This is a genomic window from Myxococcales bacterium (genome assembly GCA_016712525.1).
In the GTDB taxonomy this organism is placed as follows: domain Bacteria; phylum Myxococcota_A; class Polyangia; order Polyangiales; family Polyangiaceae; genus JAAFHV01.
In genome coordinates this window covers 2,925,232-2,948,544 of sequence record JADJQX010000007.1, presented here as the reverse complement: position 1 = coordinate 2,948,544, position 23,313 = coordinate 2,925,232, and the positions used below count along the sequence as shown (strand labels likewise).

Genomic DNA, 23,313 nt, shown 5'->3' with positions numbered 1-23,313 from the left:
GGCGTTGCACGTGCAGGTCGAGCCATGGCGGGAACGTCGGTGGCGCTTGGGCTCATGAGCGCTCTCCCGCCGCGCGACAGACGGGGGACGCCATGACGAACCGCCGCCGGAATGGGAGCGTGACTCTCGCAGAGAAGCTGCGAGGAGTCGGCACTTGTTTGCCGTTGGACGCCAAACGGAAACCCACATCGCAGACCGGAATCGAGAGCTGGTATCCGTACTACGCGGGGTACACCGAGGAGTTCACGCGAGGCGTGCTCCGCAAACTCGGGGAGGGTGCGTCGTTGACCGTATTGGACCCGTGGAACGGCAGTGGGACGACGACCCGCATCGCTCACGAGATGGGGCACAGGCCGATCGGGTTCGACCTCAACCCCGTTGCAAACCTCGTCGCGTCGGCGAAGATTGTGCACCCGGATGACGCCGCGCACGTCACCGGCCTCGCAAAGCGGCTTGCAGAGGCGAAGCCGATCGAGATCGCGGACGAGGATCCGTTGATGCCATGGATGGCCCGCTCGGTCATTTCGCAGTACCGCGCGATTGAGGCGCGGATTCTGGCCGAGCTTGCGACGTCGCATGACGGCGTCGCCGTGCGACCGGAACACGGCAACGTTCCGCCCCTTCCGGCGTTCATGCTCCTCGCACTCATTCGTGCGGCGCGTGGCACCGCATCGATGCATCGTGGGACGAATCCGACCTGGACCACGCCCGGTGAGGGACGCAGAAACACCACAAGGACTCTCGGCAGGAGGTGGGTCGAACGGATCGTCGAGATGGCTTCCGATCTCGAGTCGACCAAGGCGGGGGGCGCGGCTGTTCCTTGGACTGGCCGCATTTCGATCGGCGACGCCCGGGAGCTTCCGCTCGGCGCGTCGGGGGTCGACCTGGTGGTGACCTCGCCGCCGTACTGCACACGGATCGACTACGTTATCAGCTCGTCCTTCGAGCTCGCTGCGCTTGGCGTGGGCCGCGAGTCGCCAGAGTTTGTCGCGTTACGCCGCGCATCGATGGGAACCCCTCTCGCAAGGAAGGGCGCCGTTCCCACACTGCCAGAGCGATGGCCGCCGAGCCTTCGTGGGCTGCTAGCGGCCATCCGCACGCACCGAAGTAAGGCATCCGGTTCCTACTACTTCAAAACCTTCCACCAATACTTCGCTGACGCAGAGACCTCGTTGAAGGAGCTGCACCGCGTCCTGCGTCCGGGTGGGTTGGCGCTCTTCGTGGTGCAGACCTCGTACTACAAGGAGCTGTGCGTGGACCTCCCCTCGCTCTACGTTGACCTCGGAGCGACGCTCGGGTTCAGGGGGGAGATTGCCGGCCAGGCAGCCGTCCACAGGGCGCTCGCTCAGATCCATCCTCACTCCCTGCACCACCGCAAAGAGAGCCAGTACCGCGAGGCTGTCGTCGCATTGGAGAAAGTCGCATGAGCACCGGCAAGCCGACCCCTATCGACCTGATTCAGTCCGTCGACGGTGCGATTTCGCGCGTGCGCACACGGGCGGTCGATGTTTCCTTTAACGAGCTCTTCGACATGTACAAGTCGCGGGAGCTCATCATCAACCCGGATTTCCAGCGCCTCTTCCGCTGGTCTGAAGGCAAGCAGTCACAGTTCGTTGAATCGCTCATCCTCGAGCTCCCGATCCCGCCGATCTACGTCATCGAAGTCGAGGACGGCATCTACGAGCTGATCGACGGGCTGCAGCGCATCTCCGCATATCTACACTTCCGCGGCAATCATCCCTCCGAGAAGGATGGGAAGGAACGCTTCCTCACGCTCACGGAGTGTGACGTGCTGCCCATGCTGAATGGGCACACCTACGAAGGCCTTCCCCAAGCGATTCAGATCAAGCTGAAGCGCCACTTCATCCGTATGGAGGTTCTTCGCCGCGAGAGCGACAAGCATCTCCGGTACCACATGTTCAAGCGGCTCAACACAGGTGGCGAGCTACTGAGCCCCCAGGAGCTCCGCAACTGCACGATCCGGCTCTTGGACAACACCTTCAACGACTTCCTCAAGCAGATCGTGAAGGAGCCGGACTTCGAGACGTGCATGGCGCAGCTTACGGAGGAGAAGCGCGGTCAGATGTACATGGAGGAGTACGCGCTCCGCTTCTTCGCGATCAAGAACGACCAGGCCCGCTACGAGAAGGACATCGGCGACTTCCTCACCGAGTACATGGAGTCGGTAGCCGATCCCGAGAAGTCAGCCGGGTTCGACTACACAGCGGAGGCGCAAACCTTCAAGGCCACGTTTGGTGTCCTCTCGGAGGCGCTCGGTGAGACCGTGTTCTCCGGCGTCAACAAGCAGGGCAACCCGATGGGATATTTCTCCTCGCTTCACTTCGAGGCGCTCACTCTCGGAATACAACCGCATCTCGAGAGGCTCTCGGCCGCCGATGACGCGCAAAAGGAGAAGTTCAAGGGGGTGCTCGAGGATTTGAAGCGTGATCCGGCATTCCAGGCGCTCACGAAGGGCGGCGGAAAGAACTACGCAGCGGCGCTCAAGAGGCGGATCGACTTCGTCGAGCAACGAGTTGCCAAATGTCTGAGTTAGACCTGGCCGAGTTCCGAGCGGAGATGGAGCGGGAGCGAACATGGCGAGAGACGGAGTTGCGCCAGTTGCGCAACCAGGTCTCGCTTCTCCCCTCCGAGGACCAGCGTAAGACGGCGCGCAAGGCGCTGGTCGTGATGCTGTACGCCCACTTTGAGGGCGTCAGCAAGGCACTGCTTTCAATGTACGTGAAGCGCATCAACAACTCGGGTCTACGCGTCGACGAGGTGGTGCCTCCCATCGGAGCGGCGTCGCTCGCGGAGGTTTTTAGCGCACTCCGCGACCCGAATACGAAGTGCAAGGTGTTCGGCAAACAGCTTCCGGACGACACGGCGCTACATCGCTTTGCACGCGACCGCGAGTTCGTTGAGGTGGCCTGGAAGATCGCCGAGCGCTCGGTCCAAATCGACGCCGACAAGGTGGTCGATGCCGAGTCGAACCTCAAGCCCGTCGTGCTCAAGAAGATTCTGTTCCGGCTTGGCCTTGATCCTGATCTCGCGAAGCCGTGGGAAGGCACGATCCACTGTCTACTCAATCATCGAAACACTGTGGCGCACGGTACCGCAAGGTTTGGGCTCGACGCCAAGCTGTTTGAAGAGCTCGAGCGAGCCGTGTGGTCGGTCGTTGGCGAGATCGTCAAGGCCGTCTTCGATGCCGCCGCCGGGAAGGCATATCTGACTTCGAAGGCGCAGCGGCTTGCGGGTGGAGCAGCGACCGGTCCGGCGGGCGAGGGCTGAAGGCTCACGAGGGCCGAACGGTCCCTTGTGAGGATGCGAGGTCGGCCGTCCTGGTGCGCGTGCCGTTCAGGAAGGGACGCGCGTCTTGAGCGAGTCGACCGCGTGCACGGGGGCCCTGTCGCCCTTCATGAGGTGCGCGATGGCCGAGTACACGAGGCGCTGGGCCTCGACCGGCCCTTTGCCCGCGAAGGCCTTCGACGTCACGACGAGCGTGTAGTGCCCGTTGCCGCCCTGCGCCTCGACCGCGGCGTCGGGCAGGGCGCCCGTGATGCTCGTGCGGAGCGCCTCGAGGATATCGCCTTGGAAGTCGGTGGGGTGATCGCTCATGGTCAGTACCTCGGCACCGTCGGGTCGATCTTGAGCGACCAGGCGTCGATGCCTCCGTCGAGGTTGTACACCTTCCGGAAGCCCTTGCGGAGGAAGAGCTCGGCCGCGTTGCGGCTCCGCATCCCGTGGTGGCACTGGAAGACGAGCACGGTGTCCTTGTCCATCGCCTCGATCGCCTTCTGGTGCTCGTCGAGGTGCTTCGCGCGGTCGATCTTGGCCGTCGCGCGCTCGCCCTCGGTGCGCACGTCGACGAGCTCGAACGGCTTGCCCTCGTCCATCATAGCCTTGAGCCCCTCGACCGAGAGCGACCGCACGCGCGGCGGCTCGTTCGGGTTCTCGATCTTGAAGGCTCCGCCCTGCTCGTCGACGAAGTCGATCGTCATGCCGTTCGCGCGGCGGGCCGTGGCCGCGTCCATGCGCACCTTGACCCCCGAGGCCGTGGTCTCGATGTCGCCGGGCTCGCCCGGGCCGAAGTAGAGGTCGTACTGGAACTCGGCGTTGATCTCGAGGCGGAGCGTGTCGCCCGAGCCGTCGTCGGCGGCCGTGACGGCCTTCACGGCGCCCGGCGTGAGCGTGATGGTGGGCGGCGCGGGGGGCGCGGGCTTCTCGGCGCCGAGGAGCGTCTGGAGCTCGCCCGAGGCGTAGAGGTCCTTCACGATGTCGCATCCGCCGACGAACTGCTTGTCGACGTAGAGCTGCGGGATGGTGGGCCAGTCCGTGTAGGCCTTGATGCCGTCGCGGAGCTCGGGGCTCTGGAGCACGTTCACCGTGTCGAACGGGACGCCCACCTCACCGAGGATCTTCACGACCTGGGCCGAGAAGCCGCACTGCGGGAAGTGCTTGTTTCCCTTCATGAAAAGGACCACGCGGCTCTTGGCGAGGTGGCCCTCGATCTGGGCTTTGACGGCTTCGGATACGGACATGCGCTTCTCCTTAGGGAGCCCGAAAGCTCGTACGCCCGCGTGGTCCCGTCAAGGGGCGCCAAAGGCCGAGCTTACGTCGCCGCTCGAACGAGCCTCGGCGCCCGAAACTCAGGCATACTTGCCGGAGCCGCATGCCGTCGACCCGAAATACGGCGGTCTCGGCGGTGCGCGCCATCTACGCCATCGACGAGCCCGACGAGAGGGCGTGGCTCGGGCGCGTGCTCGAGAAGGTGCGCTCGTGCGTGGCGGGGGCGACCGGGGGTTCGCGTACACGTACGACATCGGTGGGCCCGCCGAGGGGTGGACCATCGCGCACCCGATCGTCGACCTTGCGCCGCCGAAGCTCGCCGACCATATCTTCGCCGCGTTTCGGGGCGCGAGCGCGGACGAGCGGCGCGGGCTCTTGCCGAGGCTCGGGCCCTCGGGCACGTTCAGCGCCGTCACGGGGCAGACCCTCGCGGTCTTCGGCGCGCGCGAGGCGTCGCGTTGGTCCATGCATGACGCCGTGCACGTGAACGCCCTCGACGCCGATGATCGCGGCGTGCTCGTGTCGCTCACGATCCCCTCGCCTCGGACGCTTGCCCCCCTCGAGAGGCGGCGGTACGCCATGCTCGCGGCTCACCTCGCGGCGGCGCGCAGGCTCCGCGAGGCGGCCCGTGCGGCGCCGGAGCTCACCTTCGATGCGCGCGGTAGGCTCGTGCACGCCGAGCCTGGCCACGAGCGCACGACGCCGCGGCTCCGTGAGCACGTGAGCGCGTGGGTGCGTCACAACGCGGGCGGAGAGCGCGGCACCCGAGGCGATGCCGTGCTGGCTTCGTGGAGCGCGCTCGTCGATGGGCGGTACTCGCTCGTCGACAGGTTCGAGTCCGACGGTCGCCACTTCCTCGTGGCCCACGAGAACCCCCCGAACGTGCGTGACCCTCGGGGCCTCACGAAGGCCGAGGCCGCGGTCGCCGCGTTCGTGCGGCGCGGGCACCCGTTGAAGCTCGTCGCGTACGAGCTCGGGCTCTCGATCGGGACGGTGAGCGGCCTGCTCGCGCGGGTCTTCGCGAAGCTGGGGGTGCGGACGCGGGGGGAGCTTTCGGCCCGCCTCGAGGAGGCCGAGTCGGTGACGGAGATCGCGCTCGGCGGTGCGCAGGTCGTGGTGTTCGCGAAAGGTCCGGAATTGCTGCATTTTCCGGAGAGCGTGGGCCTCTCTCCGGCGGAGCGCGACGTGTGCGCACGCGCCGCTCGTGGCGAGGGGAACGCGGCCATCGCCGCCGCGCGCTCCTCGACGGTGCGCACGGTGACGAACCAGCTCACCGCGGCGTTTCGCAAGCTCGGCGTGGGCTCCCGCGCGGAGCTCGCGGCGCTCCTTCGCCGACCGCCGTCCACGTAGGCAGCGAGGGCGCGTCTATTGGCACCGCGCGCAATAGACGACGCCGGTCCGCGGCGGACGCAGGTCGACACGCTCGCTTCGGGGCGCGCGCTCGGTGAGCGCCTCGCGGGCGATCGGCGCGTTCGCCTCGTGCGCCTCGACGACCCACCCGGCGCGGGCGGACGCACCACCCCCACCGCCGCCGGCGTTCGAGGCGTCGTGGCTCTTGGGGAGCGGCGCGCACGCGCCGAGCATGATGGCGAGCGCGACGATCGCGGACACGAGGGGACGACGCGCCGAACCATGGGCTGGCTTCTTCATCGGGGCTCCTTCGGAGAGACGCGGTGACACGGCAGCACGGACGCCCTCGTCGGAGGGTTCCGTGCGCGCCGGCCCGGTCTCGTTGGGTTCTCACGAGGAGGTCGTCGTGAGGTTCCCCGAAATTTCACCCGGCGCACGCGAGGCCGCCCGCCCGCCTCACTCGGGAGCGCCTCAGAAGACGAAATCGGGCCGGAAGAACCCGGCGAGCCAGGCGTCGATGCGCGGGCCCGGCGCGTAGTCCCCGCCACCCATGGGCACGTGCCACGTCTCTCCGGCCGCGTTGGTCGTGACGTAGCCGCCGCCGGCGTTCTGGAAGAACGCGAAGTACGCCTTCGGCGTGGGCGGGCGCGGGAGATCCCGTAGCTCGCGCAGCTGGGCCTCGACCTGCTCGCGGGCCATCGCCGCGAAGGACTCGAACGTCGTGGACGCGGCGACGATGCCGCACGCGATCAGGTTCGTGTACTGGGTGCGGAGGAGCGTGAGCCTCGCGCGGCCCGAGGGCGGGGTGTTGTTGCGGACGATCTCGGCGTAGAGGTCCCCGAGCGAGCGCTGCTCCCTCGGGGCGAGGAGCCCGCCGGCGGCGCCGTACTGGAGCGTCACGGTGCCGACGCTCCCGAGCACCTCGCGGAGGGCCGCGGGGATGCGCTTCGGGAGACGGGGGAGGGGCCCGGACAGGTGGACCTTCGCGTCGGCGGCCCCGACCCGCAGCGAGACCGAAGGGGCCATGCCCCGCCGAGCGAGCCACCGAGAGGGCCGGTCGATGACGAGCTCGCATCCGCCCACCTTCGCCATGCGTCGGAGCCACGTCGCGAGCGGGGCGAACGAGGTCGCGCTCGCGAGCTCTCGGAGCGACCGCGGAGGGTCCGCGAACAGGCGGCGGAGGCGCGGGCTCACGAGCGCCGCGTCGTGAGGCCGAAGCTCCGAGAGCTCGCTAGGAGAGGAGAGGACCGTGGTCGTCCCCTCGAAAAGGTTCTCTTCGTCACGCATGTGGGACGATGTCGGACGGAGGGCGCGCTCGTGCATTCATGCGCGCCCCCCGGCCACCCACGCGCGGTCCCCCACCCCCATCACCCCTGGTCCGGCCACGGACCTCGCCGCACGAGCTGCCGCACGCGGTCCCCCGGCGCCTGCAGCGTCGTCCGTGTCAAACAGCGTGTACCCTCCATGTACCCGAGGTGCGCCGTGCCCGCGCGTTCGATGGAGCACGGCACCCGGCCCCCCGCCTTCACCCGAGGCACCTCGGGACCCGCCGCGTCCGAGAGCTCCACGCCCGACTGCGCGTCGTTCCGGAACACGGCCACGTCCTCCGAGGTCGTCGTGAAGACCCCGGGCTGCCACGTGGCGCACCCGACGATGCTCCCATCGGGGGCCGACTCGAGATAGCCAGGCCACGTCGTCCCCTGCACCTTTCCCTGACAGTACGCCGCGCCGTTGGGCCAGCGGACGAGCGTCCCTCCCGGGTGGTGCTGGCCGCGCTTCAGGTAAATCCAGCCGTAGGCCGGGTCGGTCGTCGCCCCTCGGCTCCCGGCGCGCACGAGCACGAGCGAGCTTTGCTCCACGCGGTCCCCGCCGAGCCCGCGGATCATCGGCGCGATCTCGCACTCGCCCGTAGGGAGCAGCGTGCCCACGAGGTCGTTCGGGCCCGACTTCACCTTGCACGCGTACACGGCGACACCGGTCGGGCCGAACGAGAGCGGCGCGAGCGTTCGAGGCAGCGCCCCCCCTTTCTGGAGCGGCACCCAGTAGACGCTCGGACCCTGCTGTCGCGTCGGCTTCACGACCTGTCCCATCGGCGTGGACGTCGAGCCTGCGACGCGGCAGATCGGGCCGTAGCTCGCCCCGCCCTTCTTCGCGTACACGTGGCCGACCTTGTTCGTCGGCGAGAGGCAAATCGGCACGGCCACCGGAGCGCCGTTCGGCCCCACGGCTTGCACCACATAGATCGTGTCGTCGATCCGGAACGCCGACTCTTCGGCCTGGGGCGACGCGAGCTGCCCGCTCGGGATCGGGTCCGGGCTCGGCCTCGGACGGGTACACCCCCGGCGCCGCGGCGAGCGTGCCTGTGATGGCGAAGGTGAGCGCACCGAGCGAGAGCGCGAGGGCACGGGATGTCATCGGGAGGCCTCCAAGGGAGAGGGAAAAAAGGCGAAGGGTCCGTGTCGAGCCTCGCACTCGGGGCGCGATGGCGACATGGTCGCTTTCCTTGCCGGATGAAACGCCTACCCGCGAACGAGCTTGCCGATGAGCGGCATGTGGTCCGAGAGCCCGTGGAAGGGGCCGTGCCCACGCCCGAACGCGAAGGTCTCGTCGAAGTGATCGAACGCGAGCCCCGCGCTCGTGAACGCGTGATCGATGTGCATGCGAAGGTGCATGAACCCGGCCGTCGGGAACCCACGGAGCGCGTGCTCGTCGAGGCCGTGGGCGCTCTCGAGACCGTGGCGGAGCCCCTCCTGCCGCATGCGCTCCACGACCGGCGAGCCCGGCCCCGCGTTGAAGTCTCCCGCGAGCACGAAGCCGCCCTCGCCCTTCTCGGAGCTCACGAACTTGAGCAGCGCCTCGATCTCGGCGAGCTGGTTCTCGCCGTGGCCCATCTTGTCCTTCTGCTGCCAAAAACGCTTCGTGAAGGCCTGAGGGAGCGAGAGGTGCGTGTTGAAAAAGTCGACCTCGCCGAGCTCCGGGTGAGCGACGCGCACCTTGGCGCAGAGCCGCGTCTGCTTGAACGAAGGGAAGAGGTACCCCTCGCGTTGGGTGATGTCTTGGGCCTTCGCCTCGACCACGGGAACGCTCTGACGCACGAGCGTGGCGAGCCCCGTCGTGTAGACCGGCTTCACCTTGGGGCCGTACACGTGCGCGGGAAAATAGTGCGCCGTGTAGGCGTCGCGGCTGTGCCGCTGGTGGAGCACCTCGGCCGCGAGGATCTCCGTGAAGACGTCGATCTGCCGCACCCCGCCCGTCCAGTGCAGCGCGTTCGAGCGGATCGAGGTGGTCTCGACCTCTTGGAGCATCACGACGTCGGGCATCGGATCGAGCTTCACGATGGCCTGCGCGATCCGCCGCATTCCCCCCTGCGTGCTCGCGATGCCGCGGGTGCCGTGCCCGAAGTAGCGCACATTGTACGAGACCATCCTCATGGCTCGCCGTCCTCTCGTGACACTGCCTTCCGCAGCACGACCGTGAGGTTGTCGCGGGGCATCTCGACCACGCGCTCGAGCCCGAGCCCCTCGCGCTCGGCGACCGCCACGACCTCGTCGAGATCCCGCACGCCCCACTCGGGGTTCCGCACGCGGAGGTCGGCGTCGAACCGGGCGTTGCTCTCGGCCGTGTGCCGGCCACCTCGGCGGTAGGGGCCGTAGAGCAGCACGAACCCGCCCGGCCGCACGACCTCACGTGTGCTCGCGAAGAGCCCCAGTGTCGAGGCCCAAGGGCTGATGTGGATCATGTTGATGCACACGAGGCCGTCGAAGACTTGCCGCGTCGGGAGCCGCACCTCGGCGCGCGCGTCGAGTCGAAGCGGCGGGAGCATGTTCCTCACGCCGAGCTCGAGCCGGTACGCGTCGATGCTCGTGAGCGCCGCGATGTCGCGATCGCTCGGCTGCCACACGACGAACGGGAGCGCCGAGGCGAAGAACGCGGCGTGCTCCCCCGAACCGCTCGCGACCTCGAGGATGCGCACGGGCTCGTCCGGGCTCGCGTCGCTGCGATCTCGCTCGCGTTCGCAGAGCGGTCCGAGCACCGCGAGGATGGGCTCGCGGTTTCGAGCGACCGAGGGAGAGCTGAGGCGAGCCGTCACCGAACCTGTCCTATCTTCGCACGCCGCGGCCACGCTGTCACCGGTCGGCCCCGGCGCGCCGCCCCTCTTCGCCGATGACCCACGCGAGGGCCGCGTCCCACGCGCCGTGGCACGCCTCGGACGTGACGAGCTCCATGTGCGAAGGGGGCGCCTCGCCTCGATGTCCGCGCCCGAGCACGATCACCTTCGTGGGCCCCGACGTACGCCGCACGAAGCGCGCGCCCTGCTCGGGGGAGCAGATGCCATCGCCGCGGCTCACGAGCCCGGCCACCGGGACCTTCACCCGCGAGAGCGCCGCGAGGTAGTCGTCGTGGCCGTCGTCGCTCCGGTACCCCGCGCCCCGCGCCGCCCTCAAGAACGGCGTGAGCGACCCTTGATCGGCGTCGTCGCTCCCCATACGTAGCGCGCGCGCCGGGAATTTCCCGGTGTACCGTGAGATCGCATCGACGACGCCGGCCGCCCCGGTAAGCGCCACCGAGCGCAAGAACGAGGGCTCGAACGCCGGATGCCACACCGTCGCGCCGGCCACGACGAGCGCGTCGGCGCCGAGCCTCCCGATGCCCTGCGACGCGAGGGCGACGTGCCCGCCGAGCGAGTGCCCGATCACCACGACCTTCTGCCCGCGGTCCCTCGCGCACGCCACCACGCTCGGGAGGTCCCACCGCACGAAGGCGTCGTACGCCGAAGCGCTCGCGCCGCGCTCGCTCTCCCCGTGTCCACGAAAATCGAAAGAAATCGTGCGATATCCAAGGGTTGCGTACCGCTCGGCGAGCCCCTTCCCGCGCGGCTTTTCCCATGCGGACCGCCGCGCGAACGCCGCGTGGGCGAGCACGAGCGTCGCGCGAACGCCGGTCTGGCCCTCGGGCTCGCGCACCGTGCCACGCAGCGTGACACCGTCCTCCGTTCGGAGCTCGAGGTCGAACGTCGAGATCGCCGGGGCTTCGTCGGGGAGGGAGGAGGCTCCGTACATGTCTCAGTCGAGCGGGAGGATCCAGGCCTCGTCGCCCACGCGGAGGCCGAGGTGCCTCGCCGTGTCCTCCGCGATCTGTGCCTCGTCGTCCTTCGGATCGTCATCGTGCACGGGGCCGAGCACGGCGCGGAAGTAGGGGGCCTCTTCGAGGTGGCGCGCGATCACGGCGCGGACCTTGGAGGGCTCGCTGTCGGGCACGATCTTGGCCACGCGGATCTTTCGTGTGCGCTGGACGAGCGAGATCTCGTCGGTGAGGGCGGTGAAGTGCGGGCCGCCGTCGAACGGGTCGACGCGCTCGGCGTACCGGAAGCCGATACGGCGGAGCATCTTCTCGACGCCGCGGGTCTGCGCGCCCACCTTGCCGATCACGTCTTGCGCCTGCTTCGGGAGGAGCGACGCGTAGATCGTTCCCTCGGGGAAGAGGCCGCGGATGAACTCCTTGTTGCGCTTCGAGAGCCGGTCGGCCTCGGCGTACGTCATGCCGGTGAAGTGCCGCCCGAGCGCCTCCCACAGGTGCGAGGTGCCGTCCTTCTCGAGCGGCGGGAGGAGCTCGGCCAAGACCTCGTCCCGGAAGAGCGCCCTGTGCATCTTCATGTAGAGAAAACGCACGTACGACACGAACTGCCCGAGGCGCTCGGGCACCTTGCGGTAGTCGGGCAAGAGCACGAGCCCGCCGATCTCCGTGGGGCCGTCGTACGAGTAGCCGATCGAGAGCGTCGTGTGTGTGAAGTGCTTGTCGAGCGTGTGCGAGTAGCGCTCCTCGTCGATCACGTCGAGATAGATGTAGGGTGCATCTCGCCGGCCGAGCTGACCGAAGATCATCGAGGTCCCGATGATCTTGTCGTTCGCCTTGTCGACGAGCACGAACACGTGCTCCCGCCGCTTCGGGTCTTTGATCTCGTGGGTGAACGTCCTGTGCGCGACGTCGAGGATCGACCGAACGCCTTCGCGATCGTCGGGGAGGTTCACCGTGTTGAGGTGGCGCGCCACGGAGAGGATTTGGTCCTCGTCCGAGGGGAGCGCGCCGCGAATTTCGTAGCCTGCCATGACGGGTGACCGGTGTTACCACGAGGGCCCGCGGCGTGGCGACCCTCGCCGGGGCGCGAGCCTCGCGACGCGGTGCGTCCCGGTCACGATCCCGTCGCCTTCGAGGGCGGAGCCGTCTACGCTCCGTCCGATCCCATGGTTAGCCGCATCGCTCGGGCCCTCTCCGTGTCCCTCGCCGCAGGGGCGCTCGTCTTCTCGGTCGCGGGCTGCAAGAGCTGCGGGAACGCCGCGCCCGAGGGCAAGCCCCGCGTCGCCGTGTCGATCTACCCGGTGTACGACCTCGTGAAGAAGGTCGCCGGACCGGACGCCGACGTGAGCCTCCTCCTCCAGCCTGGCAAGAACGAGCACTCGTTCGACCCGACCCCGAAGGACGTCGAAGAGGTCTCGAAGGCCCGCATCGGCGTCATGGTCGGCCTCGGGCTCGACCCGTGGATGGAAAAGCTCATGAAAGACGCCGCCCCGAGCGCGAAGGTGCTCAAGGTCGGCGACCGTGTGCCCACGCGCCCCATCGAAGCCGAGGCCATCGGTGAAGAAGAGGCGCACGCGGCCCACGCCGGCAAGGACGACGACGACGATCACGACCACGAGAAGGGCGCGATCGACCCGCACGTCTGGCTCGATCCGCAGAACGCTCGGCTCATCGTGCGGGCCTTCGCCGAGGAGATCTCGAAGATCGACGCCGCCCACGCGACCGATTACCGGAAGCGCGCCGACGCCCTCGACAAGGACCTCGACGCCCTCGACAAGGAGCTCGAGAAGCGCGCCGCCGCGCTCCCCAAGAAGGGCTTCGTCACGTTCCACGGCAGCTTCGGCTACTTCGCGAAGCGCTACGGCCTCCAGATCCTCGCCGTCATCGAGCCCTTCCCCGGCTCGCAGCCCTCGGGCGCCTACGTGCAGAAGGTCCTCGGCGTCATCAAGGAGAAGAAGGTCCCTGCACTCTACAGCGAACCGCAGCTCGACCCGCGGCCGGCCAAGGTGCTCTCGGACGAGGCAAAAATCCCGCTCGGCGTGCTCGACCCGGTCGGCGGTGGCCCCGAGACCGACGGCTACGAGAAGATGCTCCGGTTCGACATGACCGAGCTCGAGAAGCACCAAAAATGAGCGCGCAGAGCTCGCGCCCGCCGCCCTCGTCGCTCGGCTCCGACTTCGCGCGAGGGCCTGCGTCGCGCCACATCCCGCTCACCACCTTCGCCGGCACTCGCCCCCCCGAAGATGGCCCGCGCGCCCTCGACGTGCGCGACGTGAGCGTCGCGTTCGGCAAGAAGGTCGTGCTCTCCCACGTGTCGTTCCACGTGCCGGTGGGCGAGTTTTTGTGCCTCTCGGGGCCGAACGGGGCGGGCAAGAGCACGCTCCTCAAGTGCATCTTGGGGCTCGTCACGCCCACCTCGGGCCGCATCACGATCTCGGGGCTCCCCCCGCACGAGGGGCGCAAGAAGGTCGGCTACGTGCCGCAACGAAAGGCCTTCGACCGCGACTTCCCCGCGACGCCGCTCGACGTGGTCGTCGCGAACTTGAAGGGGCGCTGGCCGCTCTTCGTCTCCGACGCCGACCGCAAGACCGCGCTCGAGGTGCTCGACCGCTGCGGCGCCAAGAGGCTCGCGAAGGCGCAGATGCGTGATCTCTCGGGCGGCGAGGCCCAGCGTGTATTCCTCGCGCGGGCGCTCGTGAACAAACCCGACCTGCTCGTGCTCGACGAGCCCACGGCGGGCGTGGACGTGGGCGGTCGCGCGGCCATCGTCGACCTCATGGCCGAGATCAGCGCGAGCGACTCGATGGCCGCGATCTTGGTCACGCACAACCTCCAGGCCATCGCGAGGTGCGCCGAGCGCGTCGTCTACCTCGAGAAGACCGTTCGTGCCTGGGGCCTCTGGAGCGAGCTGTCGAGCGTGTCCGACCTCTCGGCCATCTTCGCCGACGACCCCCGCGCGGCCTCCCTCGACGGCGATTAGGCCGCCGTAAGTGACCGAAACTAAGGCTATTTTTGCCCGGCGAGGTCGGCCGCTAGCGTGCGCACGTCGCGGGTCATGTCGATGGGGCGCCCCTCGAGCACGAAGCGCCCGTCGTCGCGCTTTTTGGAGCCGTGGATCTTCACGCGGAACGACACCCCGGAGGCGCTCGGGAAGGTCGCGTCGATGCGCGAGCCCGGCGGGGACGGGTGGGTCGACACGAGCGTGCAGGTCGTCTCGGTCACGGACACGATCGTGGCCGAGCCGCCCTTCATCGAGGGCGAGGTCCACACGAGGTGCGGGGCAGGGGAGTCGCTCACGTGTCGCCTTTCCGGCCGCGGCCCACGGCGGCCTTGGCCTCGCGGTCGGCCGTCTTGCGGGCCATGTCGGCGCGTTTGTCGTGCACCTTCTTGCCCTTCGCGAGGCCGAGCTCCACCTTGCAGCGCCCGTCCTTGAAGTACACGCGCAGCGGCACGAGCGTGTACCCCTCGCGCGAGATCGCCCGGTCGATGCGCTCGATCTCGCGCATGTGGAGGAGGAGCTTCCGCGAGCGCCGCGGCTCGTGGGGGAACGCGACGGCGCGCTCGAACGGCGCGATGTACATCTGCTTGAGCCACGCCTCGCCGCGCTCGACCTGCGCGTACGCGTCGACGAGCTCGCACTTGCCGCCGCGGAGCGACTTGACCTCGCTGCCGACGAGCACGAGCCCCGCCTCGAACGTGTCGTCGATCTCGTAGTCGAACGTGGCGCGGCGGTTCTTGGTGACGATCTTCTCGCCGCCCGCCTTCTTCGCCTTCTGGGATTTGTCTACGTTCGCCATCGCGAGGCCGCCTGTCGTCGGAGCGCATACCACCAAATCGGCCCCGCTCCCGAGCCGAATCGTCGCGGGCCCGGCGCGCGCGGGGGTGCTATGAGCCCGCCATGTCCCGTGTCCGCCACCTGCGCCCCACGATAAGGCCGTGGTCCCGCGTGCGCTCCGAGCTCGTGGCCGAGTACCGCATCTTCGGCATCGAGCGGCACCACATCGTCGACGGCGACGGCCGCCCGCGCGCCGAGGTGAACACGTTCCGCTTCACCGACTGGTGCAACGTCGTCGCCGTGACGCCCGAAGAACAGGTCGTCTTCGTGTGGCAGTTCCGCTTCGGTACCGGGAAAATGAGCCTCGAAATCCCTGGTGGGGCGATCGACCCGGGCGAGCTCCCCATCGACGCCGCGCGCCGCGAGCTCGCCGAAGAGGCCGGCTACGCCCTCGGCCCCGAGGGCATCACGCTGCTCTCGAGCGTCGACGCGAACCCGGCCATGCAAGGAAACCAGATCCACTCGTTCGCGGCCCACGGTGTCGTGCCCACGGGAGAGACCGCGTTCGACGAGCTCGAGGAGCTCGAGGTGTGCCTCGTCGACCTCGAGGACGTGCCCCTCCTCATCGACGAAGGGCTCGTGCGACACGCCTTGGTCGTGAGCGCCCTCGAGACCTACATGCGCCGACGCGGCGTGGGTGCTCGCCCGAAAACGTAATAGTAACCGTGCTTTACGGTGTGCGTTTTCGTGCAGTCTCGCGCCTCCGTGCCCGGGCGTACGCGAGCACGAGCCCCGCCACGACGAGCGCCGAAGCCGCCCCCGAGACCTTCCCCGTGGTGTCGCACCCGCCGCTGTCGTCCGCGGGCGGAGGGGACGGAGCTGCGCCCGCGTCTTTGGCGCCGGCGTCGTCGGGGACACCGAGCTCGGTCCTCACGCGTGGCCAGAGCTTCTCGCACTGGTCGTGCGTGGTCGTGCCCGGCGCGCACGCGAGCGGCCCGCGCAGCCCCGAGAGGCGGAGCATCGGCGTGAAGGTTCGGCCGTCGTCTGCGCTCTCTCCCGCGACGAACCCGTAGAGCTCGTTCGAGCACAGGTAGACGCGGGTCGCGGTGACCGCGATGCACTGCACGTAGATCTGCGCGCGCTTCTCGAACACGAGCGTGCCGCTCGGGGCGACCACGAGGCCGTCCTTGGCGCTCCCGGCGTACACCTTGGCGCCGTCCGGCGAGATCGCGAGCCCGGTCATCGGTCCCTCGCTGGCCCAGGCCTCTCGAAAGGTCTTCGCGCCGTCGTCCGAGACGAGCAGGCGGCTCTTGGCGAGCTCGGGGGAGCCCCCCGTACGCACGTACACCCGATCGGCGTTCTTCGGATCGACGGCCCCGATGTACGGCGCGCGCTCCTCGGCGACGAGCGGGAGCACGTGCTCGGTGAAGGTCTCTCCGCCGTCGCTCGATGTGAGCACCACACCCTCGCGTTTGCCCGACCGCTCCCGCGCCCCGCTCAGGTAGACGCGCTTCGGGTCGCTCTCGGCGATCTCGACCGTCTCGAGCAAGATCGTCGGATCGATGGGCTTTCCCACGGCGCGGAACGCGAGCCCCTCGTCTTGGCTCGCGAAGAGCGTCGACTGGTACAGGTTCGCCCCGGCGTCGTCGCGCGACGCGAAGCTCGAGGCGATGGCGAGCACGTCACGGGGGCGCGATTTCGGGACGACCACGTCGTTCATGACGCGCTTGTCGGCCTCGCCCTTCACCATGGAGAAGCTGCACCCCTGATCGGTCGACACGGTGAGCCCCGCGAAGAGCGCCCCCACGATCCCCTTCGACGCGGTCACCGCGAGCGGGGGATCTTCGATGCCGCGGAAGCCGACGCTCTCTTCGCACACCCAGTCCCAGGTCTTGCCAGCGTCGCGCGAAATCAGGGTGCCGTACGTGGCGCGGAGCACGAGGAAGGTCGGGTCCGTCGGCGCCACGACCAGCGCGTTCGTGGCCGGAAATCTGCCGTTCGCGTGGGCCTTCGGGGCCACCGAAGTGACGAGGAGGGCACCGAAGAGGGCTGCCAGGACGCGCTTCACGCTACCCACTCTACCACCTCGCCCTACCTTCGCTCGTCAACCTGAACGCATCGAAAGACTCGACCAAAGCGCTCGACTCCCTTACCGTTTTTGCATGAAGGGTTTCGTCTACAAGCGCCTCGCCCTCGACATCCTCGACCTCGACAAGCCGGACTTCGAGAGCAAGCTCGACGCCTTCGGCGCCCAAGGTTGGAAGCTCATCTCGAGCTTCGACCGCGAGAAGGGCGGGAACTCGAAGGAGGTCTACTTCATCTTCATGCGCGAGAAGGAGTAGCTCCCCGGGGTGCTCGTGGCTTCGCGTGCGTAGCCGAGAAAGGCGATCTCGTGGAGGCCCGCGAGCACGAACGCGCGGTCCCCGAGATCCCGCAGGTCCACACCGCGAAGCTCCTTTCGGCCCTTCGCGGCCGTGCGCGCGTGCGCGCGGCCCAAGAGCGAGCCCAAATACGGGACGAGCGTCGTGAGCTCGTCGCGCGAGAGCTTCGTGACGTCGAGCTTGTCCTCGTCGGGGCCGAGCCGCCGCACGAGCAGGTCGCGCCCGCCCGCGTGGGTGCGGCCGAGGCGTGACGGAGGCCTTGCCACGCAGGTCGCGAACGCCGAGAGGACGCGCCCCACCGGATCGCCGTGGTCTCCGGGGACGAGCCTCGCGGGCGCGGGGGAGTCGGGCTCTTCTTTGAGATCGAAGAGCCAGCCCTCGTCTCTCCCGCGTACGAGCACGGCGATACGCAGCACCCCGAGGCTCCCGTTGCCCGCCACGCGGAGGGCTGCGTCGATGACCGTGAGCTCGTGCGCGGAGAGGCGCGAGGGCTCGGGCAGCCCGTCCGAGTAGACCTGCATCGCCGAAGGGATCTCGGCCTGAATGCGGCGCCCGAGCGGCAAATAACGCCCGTCCCGCACGAAGCGCCTCCGTTTGCCGCGGCCGGTCGTGCGAGCATCCAAGAAGTCACGCGCCGAGCGCGCCTCGACCCGCGCGACCAGCGCTCGCACGGGCTCGGGCACACGAGGGAGCTGCCCCCCGAAGGCGCCGGCCGCGTACCCGTCGAGCAGCCGATCGAGCGCGTCGAGCGTCGCCGAGCCGGTGAGGCCGTGGGTCCGCGACGCGAGGAGGAAGCTCGTCGCGAGGCGCACGACGTCGTAGCGGAACGGGCCGGTCCACGCGTCGTCGAAGTCGTTCACGTCGAACGCGACCTCGCGCGTGCCCCCCGTGCCCTTCGGAGGCCGCGCGCGGTGGGCACGATCGACGCGGTACGCCCCGAAATTCTCGAGGTGCGCGTCTCCGACGAGGGTCCCCGTGCCCTCGGGCCCGGCTTCGAGCTCCGGCGCCTCCGCGAGCATCGTGTAGAAGGTCGCCGCTTGGCCTCGCAAGAACGCGAACGGCGACGAGAGCTGCTTTCGCACCTTCGCGGCGAGGAGCTTCGGTCTTCCCCGCATCGCCTCCCGGTCCGACCGATAGGCCTGCCGCCCGAGCTCCTTCGCGTCGATTCGCGCCATCGTGCTCCCCGAGACGAGACCATCGCTCAGGTCGCGGCCTTTGGCGAGCGCCGTCGTGCGTCGGAGGGATCCGCGAGGGGCGGGTCTTTCCGCTAGCAGCCTGTTGATTTTCGGACCGAGGCCGTTCGACGTCCGCGCCCGACCCGCCGAGGCGCGATCCGAGGAGCGCGCGGAGCCTACTTTTGTAGGTGAGAACGCACCGCAGGATCGCAACGAAGGCGGTCGGGATGCGGCGGCGAGCGGCCGACGACCCTTGGAAGTCCCCGAAGGGGGATGGGAGAGAATCAACGGGCTGCTTGGGGATCCTCGTGGTACGCGCCTCGCGTGGAAGACGTCGAGACGCTCCGCGCCCGTGTCGAGCGCATCGCCCATGGCGAGGGGAAGTCTCCCTTGGCGCGCGCCCTGCTCGACCTCGCCGCGCTGCCGCTCCTCCTCGGTCGCACGAGGGCACGAAGGCTCACGCTCCCGTCCGCGGCGCGGATCGTCACGGTCGGTGGCGCGAGCCTCGGCGGCTCCGGAAAGACGCCGCTCGCCGTCGCGTGCGCGAGGTTCTTGGCCTCCGAGGGCGCGCGCATCACGTTCGTGGGGCACGCCTACGGCGCCCACCCGCGTGTCGCGCTCGAGGTCGACGAGGACACGCCTCTCTCCGTCTCGGGCGACGAGGCCCGCGTCGCGTACAGGCAGCTCCGCTCGGCGGGAGTGCGGGTGGTCGTCGGTCCGACGCGGGCCGATGCGATGCGGTACGCGGCGTCGACGAGCGACGTGCTGGTCGTCGACGGGGGCCTCGGACTCCCAGCCACCCTGTCGCTCCTCGCGATCGGCCCCGAGGACGGGGACCTCGCGGTGGCGCTGCTCGCCCGTCGCGCCGATCGGGTCGTTCCGACCGTGGCTTCGTCCCGTGTCGAGGCCATCGACGGTGACGGGCTCGATGTGCCGCTCGCGGGCCTTCGTTACGGGCTCGTCACGGCCGTCGCGCGTCCGGGCCGGGTGGTGCGTTCGCTCGCTCCCCATCCGCCCGTCGTCCACCTCAGCCTTGGGAACCACGCAGCACACGCGCCGCACGCCGTCCTCGATGAGCTCACGAAGCGACACGGGCTCGATGCCTGGCTCGCGACCGAGAAAGGTCCGCTCGCGCCCGGGGCCCGCGTGGGCGCGAAGCCGGTTCACTTCCTACGGCACACGATTCGGCTGTCACCCGATGTGTCAGAATTCCTGCGTCAACGTGTGCTGGGCGACGGTCGCACGGCCGTCCCGCCCGGCCGAACCCAGGGCGCCGTTGTAAGTGTCTGATATTTCATAAAAAAGCGGCCAAGAGCTGGGCCGCGGAGACCTTGACCCGGGGAAACAATGGACGGTATCGTCCTGGGTGGAGGGCTGCTCTACGGCAGCAACATCGTTGAGCGGCGACGGCGACGAGAAGACGAGGGTAACCGCGATCGTGCAGAAGCCACCGGGGGCCGCAGGGCCTGGCGGGGGCGATTGCCTCGTGGTGATCTATACGAAGGAGCCCACCCTCCTCGGCAAGCGCTTCGTCCTCGACATGAGCCCGCTCCGCATCGGACGAGGCCCCGAGAACCACATCGTCCTCGAGGGCGACTCCGTCTCGCGCAGGCACGTGCACTTCGAGCAGCGGAGCAGCACCTGGTACGCCGTCGACGACGGCTCCACCAACGGCACCTACGTCAACGACGACCAAATCGCCCGGGAGTGTGCGCTCGCCAACGGCGATCGCGTGAAGATCGGCCCCACCATCTTCAAGTACCTCTCCGGCACCGACGTCGAGTCGCAGTACCACGAAGAGATCTACCGCATGACCATCATCGATGGTCTCACGCAGGCGCACGTGAAGCGCTACCTCCTCGAGTCCCTCGAGAAGGAGATCATTCGTGCGCGCAGGCACCAGCGCGACATGTGCCTCGTGATGTTCGACATCGACCACTTCAAGCGCATCAACGACACGCAAGGTCACCTCGCGGGCGACCACGTGCTGAAGGAGCTCGCGCGCCTCGTCCAAGCGCGTATCCGTCGCGACGAGGTGTTCGCGCGCTACGGCGGCGAAGAGTTCGCCCTCCTCCTCCCCGAGACCACCATCGAGGGAGCCGCTCAGCTCGCCCACGACATTCGCGCGCGGGTCGAAGAGAACCGCTTCGTGTTCCAGAACGAGCGCATCCCGGTGACCATCTCGATGGGCGTCGCCAAGCTGCTCGACACGCACAAATCCGGGCTCGACCTCATCCGCGACTCCGACGAGCGCCTCTACGAGGCGAAGCGCACCGGACGAAACCGCGTGGTCGTGGCCCAGTAAACCTCTGCCGGGGGGAAAACCCGGGCGTGTGCCCGCCGCTCGAACGAGACCCCCGATGCCCGTGCCGAACGTCGTGACCGAAATCCCCGGGCCTCGCTCGCGCGAGCTGTCGGCCCGCCTCGCCGCCGTCGAGTGCCCCGCCTTCGAGGCCCGTCGTGACGCACGCGCGAAGGCGAGCGGAGAAGACCACGCGCCGATCGTGCTCTCTCACGGCGAAGGCGACATCGTGTGGGACGTGGACGGCAACGCGTTCGTCGATCTGGTGGCCGGGTTCGGCTCGCTCGCCCTCGGCCACGCGCCCGCCGAGGTGGTGCGTGCCGCCTCCAAGGCCGCCGAGCGATTGCCCGTCGCGCTCGGCGACGTCTACGCGTCCGAGGCCAAGGTGCGGCTCTGCGAGGCCCTCGCGGCGCTTTACCCCGAGCCCGGCGCGCGCGTGATGCTCGGGCTCTCCGGGGCCGACGCCGTCACGTGCGCCATGAAGACCGCGGTGCTCGCCCGAGGGCGGCGCGGTGTGCTCGCGTTCGAGGGCGCGTACCACGGGCTCTCGCACGGCCCCCTCGCCGCGTGTGGCCTCGCCCCCGCGTTCCGTGAGCCCTTCGCCGACCAGCTCGGCGCCTTCGTGTCGTTCGCGCCTTACCCTCACGATCCGTCCGATCTCGACGTCGCCCTATCGACCGCCGAGCGCGTGCTCCAGCGTGGCGACGTGGGCCTCGTCCTCGTGGAGCCGCTGCTCGGGCGTGGAGGGTGCGTCGAGCCGCCGCCGTCGTTCCTCCGTGAGCTCTCCGTGCTCGCGCGTGTGCACGGCGCGCTGCTCGCCGCCGACGAGATATGGACCGGCCTCGGCCGCGCGGGCTCCATGATCGCGTCCATCGAGGCCTCCGACGGCTCGTGGCTCCCGGACCTCGTCTGCTTCGGCAAGGCCCTCGGGGCCGGGTTCCCCATCTCGGCGTGCGTCGGTCGTGCCGAGGCATTCGAGGCGTGGGGCGCTCATGGCGGGGCCGCGCTCCACACGGCGACGCACTTCGGGGCACCTCCGGCCTGCGAGGCCGCGCTCGTGGCCCTCGCCGAGATCACGGCCCGCAGGCTGCCCGAGCGGTCGCGCCGTGTCGGGGCCGCTTTGGTGCGCGTACTGACCGAAAGCGGCTTTGTGGTCACTGGTCGCGGGCTCATGCTCGGCGTGGATCTGCGCACCCCGGCGCACGCCCTCGCCGTGTCACGGAGGCTCCTCTCTCGGGGCTTTTCGACGCTCACGGGCGGCACCCGAGGGAGCGTCCTTACCCTTTCTCCGCCGCTTATTCTCGACGAAGCCCACGTCGAGCCCTTTGTCCTCGCCCTCCGCGCGGCCGACCACGAGGCCGCCTGAAGGCGCTCCTCGGGGCGTCCCGTCCGTGCACTCTCCTCGAAAACGTAAAGAACCGTTAACCTGGCGGACAATGACCAGTTTTGAATTATGGTCAGTCCCCACGGAGGTCTCCACGATGGCGCGAAGTCTCGGTCTCGGTTCGGTCGGTTCTGTTCTGCGTGCGGTCCCCTTGGTGGCCATGGTCGCGGGGCTCGCGGCGTGCTCGGCCGAGGCTACGACCGACGCTCCCGAGCCCGACGAGTCGGAGATCACCGAAGAGCAGGCCCTCACGAGCCCGGCCCCGGCGCTCTTCGCCGAGCCCACCGGCAAGGCCACGAAGCACCCGATCGTGCTCGCTCACGGCTTCATGGGCACCGACTCGAGCGGCACCTCGGCGACCAACGTCTGGTCGTTCTTCGGCGTCGCCGACGCTCTCCGCGCCGATGGTCACGTCGTCCACGAGGCGCGTGTGCAGCCGTTCCACGCCCCCGAGGTCCGCGCGAAGGAGCTCGCGAAGCACGTCGATCTCGCGATCTCCGAGTGCCGCACGAAGCCGGGGTGCGACGCGAGCCGGGTGAACGTCATCGCGCACAGCATGGGCGGCCTCGACGCGCGCGTGCTCGTCTCGAAGCTCGGCTACGGCGACCGCGTCGCTTCGGTCACCACGATCTCGTCGCCCCACAAGGGCACCTACGTGGCCGACGTCGGTCTGAACCTCGTCCAGAAGGACAAGGCGAACGACGCCCTCACCAAGCTCTTCTCCCTCTTCGGTCGCACCTTCACGACGGACGACCTCGCGAACGACGCCGACGCACGCGCGGCCCTCACCGCCCTCACGGAGGCGCGCGCCGCCTCGTTTTCGGCCGAAAACCCCGACGATCGCCGCGTCTACTACCAGTCGTGGGCGGGCGTCTCGAGCGTGCTCGGGGTCCCCAACCCGAAGGACTTCGAGGCGTGCGAAGGCCGCTTCCTCACGTACCGAAAACGCCGCGACGCGATGGACGCCCTGCTCGTCCCCGTGGCGGGCATCGTGGCCCACGGCACGGAGCTTCGCCCGAACGACGGCCTCGCCACCGTCGAGTCGGCCAAACACGGCACGTTCCGAGGGTGCATCCCCGCCGATCACCTCGACCAGGTCGGGCAGATCAAAGACACGCGCCGCGACACGCGCACGGGCTTCGATCACCTCCGCTTCTACCGCACCATGGCCTTCGATCTCGCCAAACGCGGGTTCTGACCCAGGCTCCGAAATGCGCTAAAAGCACGGCGCGGGCAGGTGCCCGCGGACCGGAGTCTCCGTGCTCGCCGATGCCGAAAGCGACGCCCTTCACGCGCGTGTGAGA

The 23,313-nt window shown here is 68.9% G+C and carries 25 protein-coding genes; 12 read left to right on the top strand and 13 right to left on the bottom strand.

What is annotated here, in order from left to right; genetic code table 11:
- The first annotated feature begins 92 nt into the window (after positions 1 to 92).
- From IPK71_29470 to IPK71_29460, 3 genes are read left to right on the top strand one after another with little or no spacing between them, the layout of a single operon-like run.
- The gene (locus tag IPK71_29470) at positions 93 to 1,427 is read left to right on the top strand and encodes a hypothetical protein (GenBank protein ID MBK8217878.1); all 1,335 of its coding nucleotides are present in this window, start codon (positions 93 to 95) and stop codon (positions 1,425 to 1,427) included.
- Positions 1,424 to 2,554, top strand: a complete 1,131-nt coding sequence (locus IPK71_29465; protein MBK8217877.1) for a DUF262 domain-containing protein — start codon at positions 1,424 to 1,426, stop codon at positions 2,552 to 2,554. The genes IPK71_29470 and IPK71_29465 overlap by 4 nt, the downstream gene beginning before the upstream one ends.
- Entirely contained in the window at positions 2,542 to 3,288 is a 747-nt protein-coding gene (locus IPK71_29460) for a hypothetical protein (GenBank protein MBK8217876.1), read from the top strand. Before IPK71_29465 ends, IPK71_29460 begins: the two co-directional genes overlap by 13 nt.
- A gap of 66 nt (positions 3,289 to 3,354) precedes the next feature.
- Here IPK71_29460 and IPK71_29455 read toward each other — a convergent pair whose 3' ends face one another.
- A complete protein-coding gene (locus IPK71_29455) occupies positions 3,355 to 3,615 on the bottom strand; it encodes a BolA/IbaG family iron-sulfur metabolism protein (GenBank protein ID MBK8217875.1) in 261 nt (86 codons plus the stop codon).
- Positions 3,616 to 3,617: 2 nt separating this feature from the next.
- Positions 3,618 to 4,538, bottom strand: a complete 921-nt coding sequence (gene grxD, locus IPK71_29450) for a Grx4 family monothiol glutaredoxin (protein ID MBK8217874.1) — start codon at positions 4,536 to 4,538, stop codon at positions 3,618 to 3,620.
- Between the two features lie 238 nt (positions 4,539 to 4,776).
- Between grxD and IPK71_29445 the strand changes: the two genes are divergently transcribed.
- Positions 4,777 to 5,916, top strand: a complete 1,140-nt coding sequence (locus IPK71_29445; protein MBK8217873.1) for a hypothetical protein — start codon at positions 4,777 to 4,779, stop codon at positions 5,914 to 5,916.
- A gap of 15 nt (positions 5,917 to 5,931) precedes the next feature.
- Here IPK71_29445 and IPK71_29440 read toward each other — a convergent pair whose 3' ends face one another.
- The 7 genes from IPK71_29440 to IPK71_29410 all read right to left on the bottom strand — a co-directional run bounded on the left by IPK71_29440 (position 5,932) and on the right by IPK71_29410 (position 12,023).
- A complete protein-coding gene (locus tag IPK71_29440) occupies positions 5,932 to 6,216 on the bottom strand; it encodes a hypothetical protein (GenBank protein MBK8217872.1) in 285 nt (94 codons plus the stop codon).
- Positions 6,217 to 6,387: 171 nt separating this feature from the next.
- Positions 6,388 to 7,203, bottom strand: a complete 816-nt coding sequence (locus IPK71_29435) for a hypothetical protein (protein ID MBK8217871.1) — start codon at positions 7,201 to 7,203, stop codon at positions 6,388 to 6,390.
- 80 nt (positions 7,204 to 7,283) lie between these two features.
- Positions 7,284 to 8,153 (bottom strand): hypothetical protein, encoded by an 870-nt coding sequence (locus tag IPK71_29430; protein ID MBK8217870.1) that lies wholly within the window; start codon positions 8,151 to 8,153, stop codon positions 7,284 to 7,286.
- Between the two features lie 282 nt (positions 8,154 to 8,435).
- Positions 8,436 to 9,347 carry an endonuclease/exonuclease/phosphatase family protein gene (locus IPK71_29425; GenBank protein MBK8217869.1) on the bottom strand — a complete coding sequence of 304 codons (912 nt, stop codon included), beginning with the start codon at positions 9,345 to 9,347 and terminating at the stop codon, positions 8,436 to 8,438.
- A complete protein-coding gene (locus IPK71_29420; GenBank protein MBK8217868.1) occupies positions 9,344 to 10,006 on the bottom strand; it encodes a DUF938 domain-containing protein in 663 nt (220 codons plus the stop codon). The genes IPK71_29425 and IPK71_29420 overlap by 4 nt, the downstream gene beginning before the upstream one ends.
- 37 nt (positions 10,007 to 10,043) lie before the next feature.
- Positions 10,044 to 10,976 (bottom strand): alpha/beta fold hydrolase, encoded by a 933-nt coding sequence (locus IPK71_29415; GenBank protein MBK8217867.1) that lies wholly within the window; start codon positions 10,974 to 10,976, stop codon positions 10,044 to 10,046.
- Between the two features lie 3 nt (positions 10,977 to 10,979).
- Positions 10,980 to 12,023 carry an arginine N-succinyltransferase gene (locus IPK71_29410; protein ID MBK8217866.1) on the bottom strand — a complete coding sequence of 348 codons (1,044 nt, stop codon included), beginning with the start codon at positions 12,021 to 12,023 and terminating at the stop codon, positions 10,980 to 10,982.
- A gap of 135 nt (positions 12,024 to 12,158) precedes the next feature.
- On the opposite strand from IPK71_29410, the gene IPK71_29405 reads away from it, so the two are divergent.
- Positions 12,159 to 13,124, top strand: a complete 966-nt coding sequence (locus IPK71_29405; protein ID MBK8217865.1) for a zinc ABC transporter substrate-binding protein — start codon at positions 12,159 to 12,161, stop codon at positions 13,122 to 13,124.
- Positions 13,121 to 13,972, top strand: coding sequence for a metal ABC transporter ATP-binding protein (locus tag IPK71_29400; protein ID MBK8217864.1), 852 nt, complete (start codon positions 13,121 to 13,123; stop codon positions 13,970 to 13,972). Before IPK71_29405 ends, IPK71_29400 begins: the two co-directional genes overlap by 4 nt.
- Before the next feature lie 26 nt (positions 13,973 to 13,998).
- Here IPK71_29400 and IPK71_29395 read toward each other — a convergent pair whose 3' ends face one another.
- Together IPK71_29395 and smpB are read right to left on the bottom strand one after the other, a co-directional pair.
- Entirely contained in the window at positions 13,999 to 14,289 is a 291-nt protein-coding gene (locus IPK71_29395) for a hypothetical protein (protein ID MBK8217863.1), read from the bottom strand.
- Positions 14,286 to 14,789: an SsrA-binding protein SmpB gene (smpB, locus tag IPK71_29390; protein ID MBK8217862.1), complete on the bottom strand. Its 504-nt coding sequence runs from the start codon at positions 14,787 to 14,789 to the stop codon at positions 14,286 to 14,288. The genes IPK71_29395 and smpB overlap by 4 nt, the downstream gene beginning before the upstream one ends.
- A gap of 101 nt (positions 14,790 to 14,890) precedes the next feature.
- Here smpB and IPK71_29385 point away from each other — a divergent pair, with 101 nt between their 5' ends.
- Positions 14,891 to 15,484, top strand: a complete 594-nt coding sequence (locus IPK71_29385; protein ID MBK8217861.1) for an NUDIX hydrolase — start codon at positions 14,891 to 14,893, stop codon at positions 15,482 to 15,484.
- Positions 15,485 to 15,497: 13 nt separating this feature from the next.
- On the opposite strand, the gene IPK71_29380 is transcribed toward IPK71_29385, so the two are convergent.
- Positions 15,498 to 16,835: a hypothetical protein gene (locus tag IPK71_29380; GenBank protein MBK8217860.1), complete on the bottom strand. Its 1,338-nt coding sequence runs from the start codon at positions 16,833 to 16,835 to the stop codon at positions 15,498 to 15,500.
- A gap of 94 nt (positions 16,836 to 16,929) precedes the next feature.
- On the opposite strand from IPK71_29380, the gene IPK71_29375 reads away from it, so the two are divergent.
- Positions 16,930 to 17,109: a hypothetical protein gene (locus tag IPK71_29375; GenBank protein ID MBK8217859.1), complete on the top strand. Its 180-nt coding sequence runs from the start codon at positions 16,930 to 16,932 to the stop codon at positions 17,107 to 17,109.
- Here IPK71_29375 and IPK71_29370 read toward each other — a convergent pair.
- Positions 17,079 to 18,323, bottom strand: coding sequence for a DUF2252 family protein (locus IPK71_29370; GenBank protein ID MBK8217858.1), 1,245 nt, complete (start codon positions 18,321 to 18,323; stop codon positions 17,079 to 17,081). The two genes, IPK71_29375 and IPK71_29370, sit on opposite strands and share 31 nt — an antisense overlap.
- 324 nt (positions 18,324 to 18,647) lie before the next feature.
- On the opposite strand from IPK71_29370, the gene IPK71_29365 reads away from it, so the two are divergent.
- The 4 genes from IPK71_29365 (at position 18,648) to IPK71_29350 (ending at position 23,207) form a co-directional block, all read left to right on the top strand.
- Positions 18,648 to 19,613 carry a tetraacyldisaccharide 4'-kinase gene (locus IPK71_29365; protein ID MBK8217857.1) on the top strand — a complete coding sequence of 322 codons (966 nt, stop codon included), beginning with the start codon at positions 18,648 to 18,650 and terminating at the stop codon, positions 19,611 to 19,613.
- Positions 19,614 to 19,719: 106 nt separating this feature from the next.
- Positions 19,720 to 20,628: a diguanylate cyclase gene (locus IPK71_29360; GenBank protein ID MBK8217856.1), complete on the top strand. Its 909-nt coding sequence runs from the start codon at positions 19,720 to 19,722 to the stop codon at positions 20,626 to 20,628.
- Between the two features lie 55 nt (positions 20,629 to 20,683).
- A complete protein-coding gene (locus IPK71_29355; GenBank protein MBK8217855.1) occupies positions 20,684 to 21,991 on the top strand; it encodes an aspartate aminotransferase family protein in 1,308 nt (435 codons plus the stop codon).
- A 115-nt stretch (positions 21,992 to 22,106) separates the two neighbouring features.
- Complete coding sequence (locus IPK71_29350; protein ID MBK8217854.1) at positions 22,107 to 23,207, top strand: hypothetical protein; 1,101 nt, start codon at positions 22,107 to 22,109, stop codon at positions 23,205 to 23,207.
- Positions 23,208 to 23,313 lie beyond the last annotated feature (106 nt).

Bases quoted from the DNA above. Each gene is read 5' to 3' on its own strand.
- IPK71_29465 (MBK8217877.1), top strand. From the start codon at position 1,424: ATGAGCACCGGCAAGCCGACCCCTATCGACCTGATTCAGTCCGTCGAC.
- IPK71_29370 (MBK8217858.1), bottom strand. From the start codon at position 18,323: ATGGCGCGAATCGACGCGAAGGAGCTCGGGCGGCAGGCCTATCGGTCG.
- IPK71_29375 (MBK8217859.1), top strand. From the start codon at position 16,930: ATGAAGGGTTTCGTCTACAAGCGCCTCGCCCTCGACATCCTCGACCTC.
- IPK71_29460 (MBK8217876.1), top strand. From the start codon at position 2,542: ATGTCTGAGTTAGACCTGGCCGAGTTCCGAGCGGAGATGGAGCGGGAG.
- grxD (MBK8217874.1), bottom strand. From the start codon at position 4,538: ATGTCCGTATCCGAAGCCGTCAAAGCCCAGATCGAGGGCCACCTCGCC.
- IPK71_29355 (MBK8217855.1), top strand. From the start codon at position 20,684: ATGCCCGTGCCGAACGTCGTGACCGAAATCCCCGGGCCTCGCTCGCGC.
- IPK71_29425 (MBK8217869.1), bottom strand. From the start codon at position 9,347: ATGAGGATGGTCTCGTACAATGTGCGCTACTTCGGGCACGGCACCCGC.
- IPK71_29405 (MBK8217865.1), top strand. From the start codon at position 12,159: ATGGTTAGCCGCATCGCTCGGGCCCTCTCCGTGTCCCTCGCCGCAGGG.
- IPK71_29470 (MBK8217878.1), top strand. From the start codon at position 93: ATGACGAACCGCCGCCGGAATGGGAGCGTGACTCTCGCAGAGAAGCTG.
- IPK71_29440 (MBK8217872.1), bottom strand. From the start codon at position 6,216: ATGAAGAAGCCAGCCCATGGTTCGGCGCGTCGTCCCCTCGTGTCCGCG.
- smpB (MBK8217862.1), bottom strand. From the start codon at position 14,789: ATGGCGAACGTAGACAAATCCCAGAAGGCGAAGAAGGCGGGCGGCGAG.
- IPK71_29415 (MBK8217867.1), bottom strand. From the start codon at position 10,976: ATGTACGGAGCCTCCTCCCTCCCCGACGAAGCCCCGGCGATCTCGACG.
- IPK71_29385 (MBK8217861.1), top strand. From the start codon at position 14,891: ATGTCCCGTGTCCGCCACCTGCGCCCCACGATAAGGCCGTGGTCCCGC.
- IPK71_29455 (MBK8217875.1), bottom strand. From the start codon at position 3,615: ATGAGCGATCACCCCACCGACTTCCAAGGCGATATCCTCGAGGCGCTC.
- IPK71_29400 (MBK8217864.1), top strand. From the start codon at position 13,121: ATGAGCGCGCAGAGCTCGCGCCCGCCGCCCTCGTCGCTCGGCTCCGAC.
- IPK71_29410 (MBK8217866.1), bottom strand. From the start codon at position 12,023: ATGGCAGGCTACGAAATTCGCGGCGCGCTCCCCTCGGACGAGGACCAA.
- IPK71_29435 (MBK8217871.1), bottom strand. From the start codon at position 7,203: ATGCGTGACGAAGAGAACCTTTTCGAGGGGACGACCACGGTCCTCTCC.
- IPK71_29350 (MBK8217854.1), top strand. From the start codon at position 22,107: ATGGCGCGAAGTCTCGGTCTCGGTTCGGTCGGTTCTGTTCTGCGTGCG.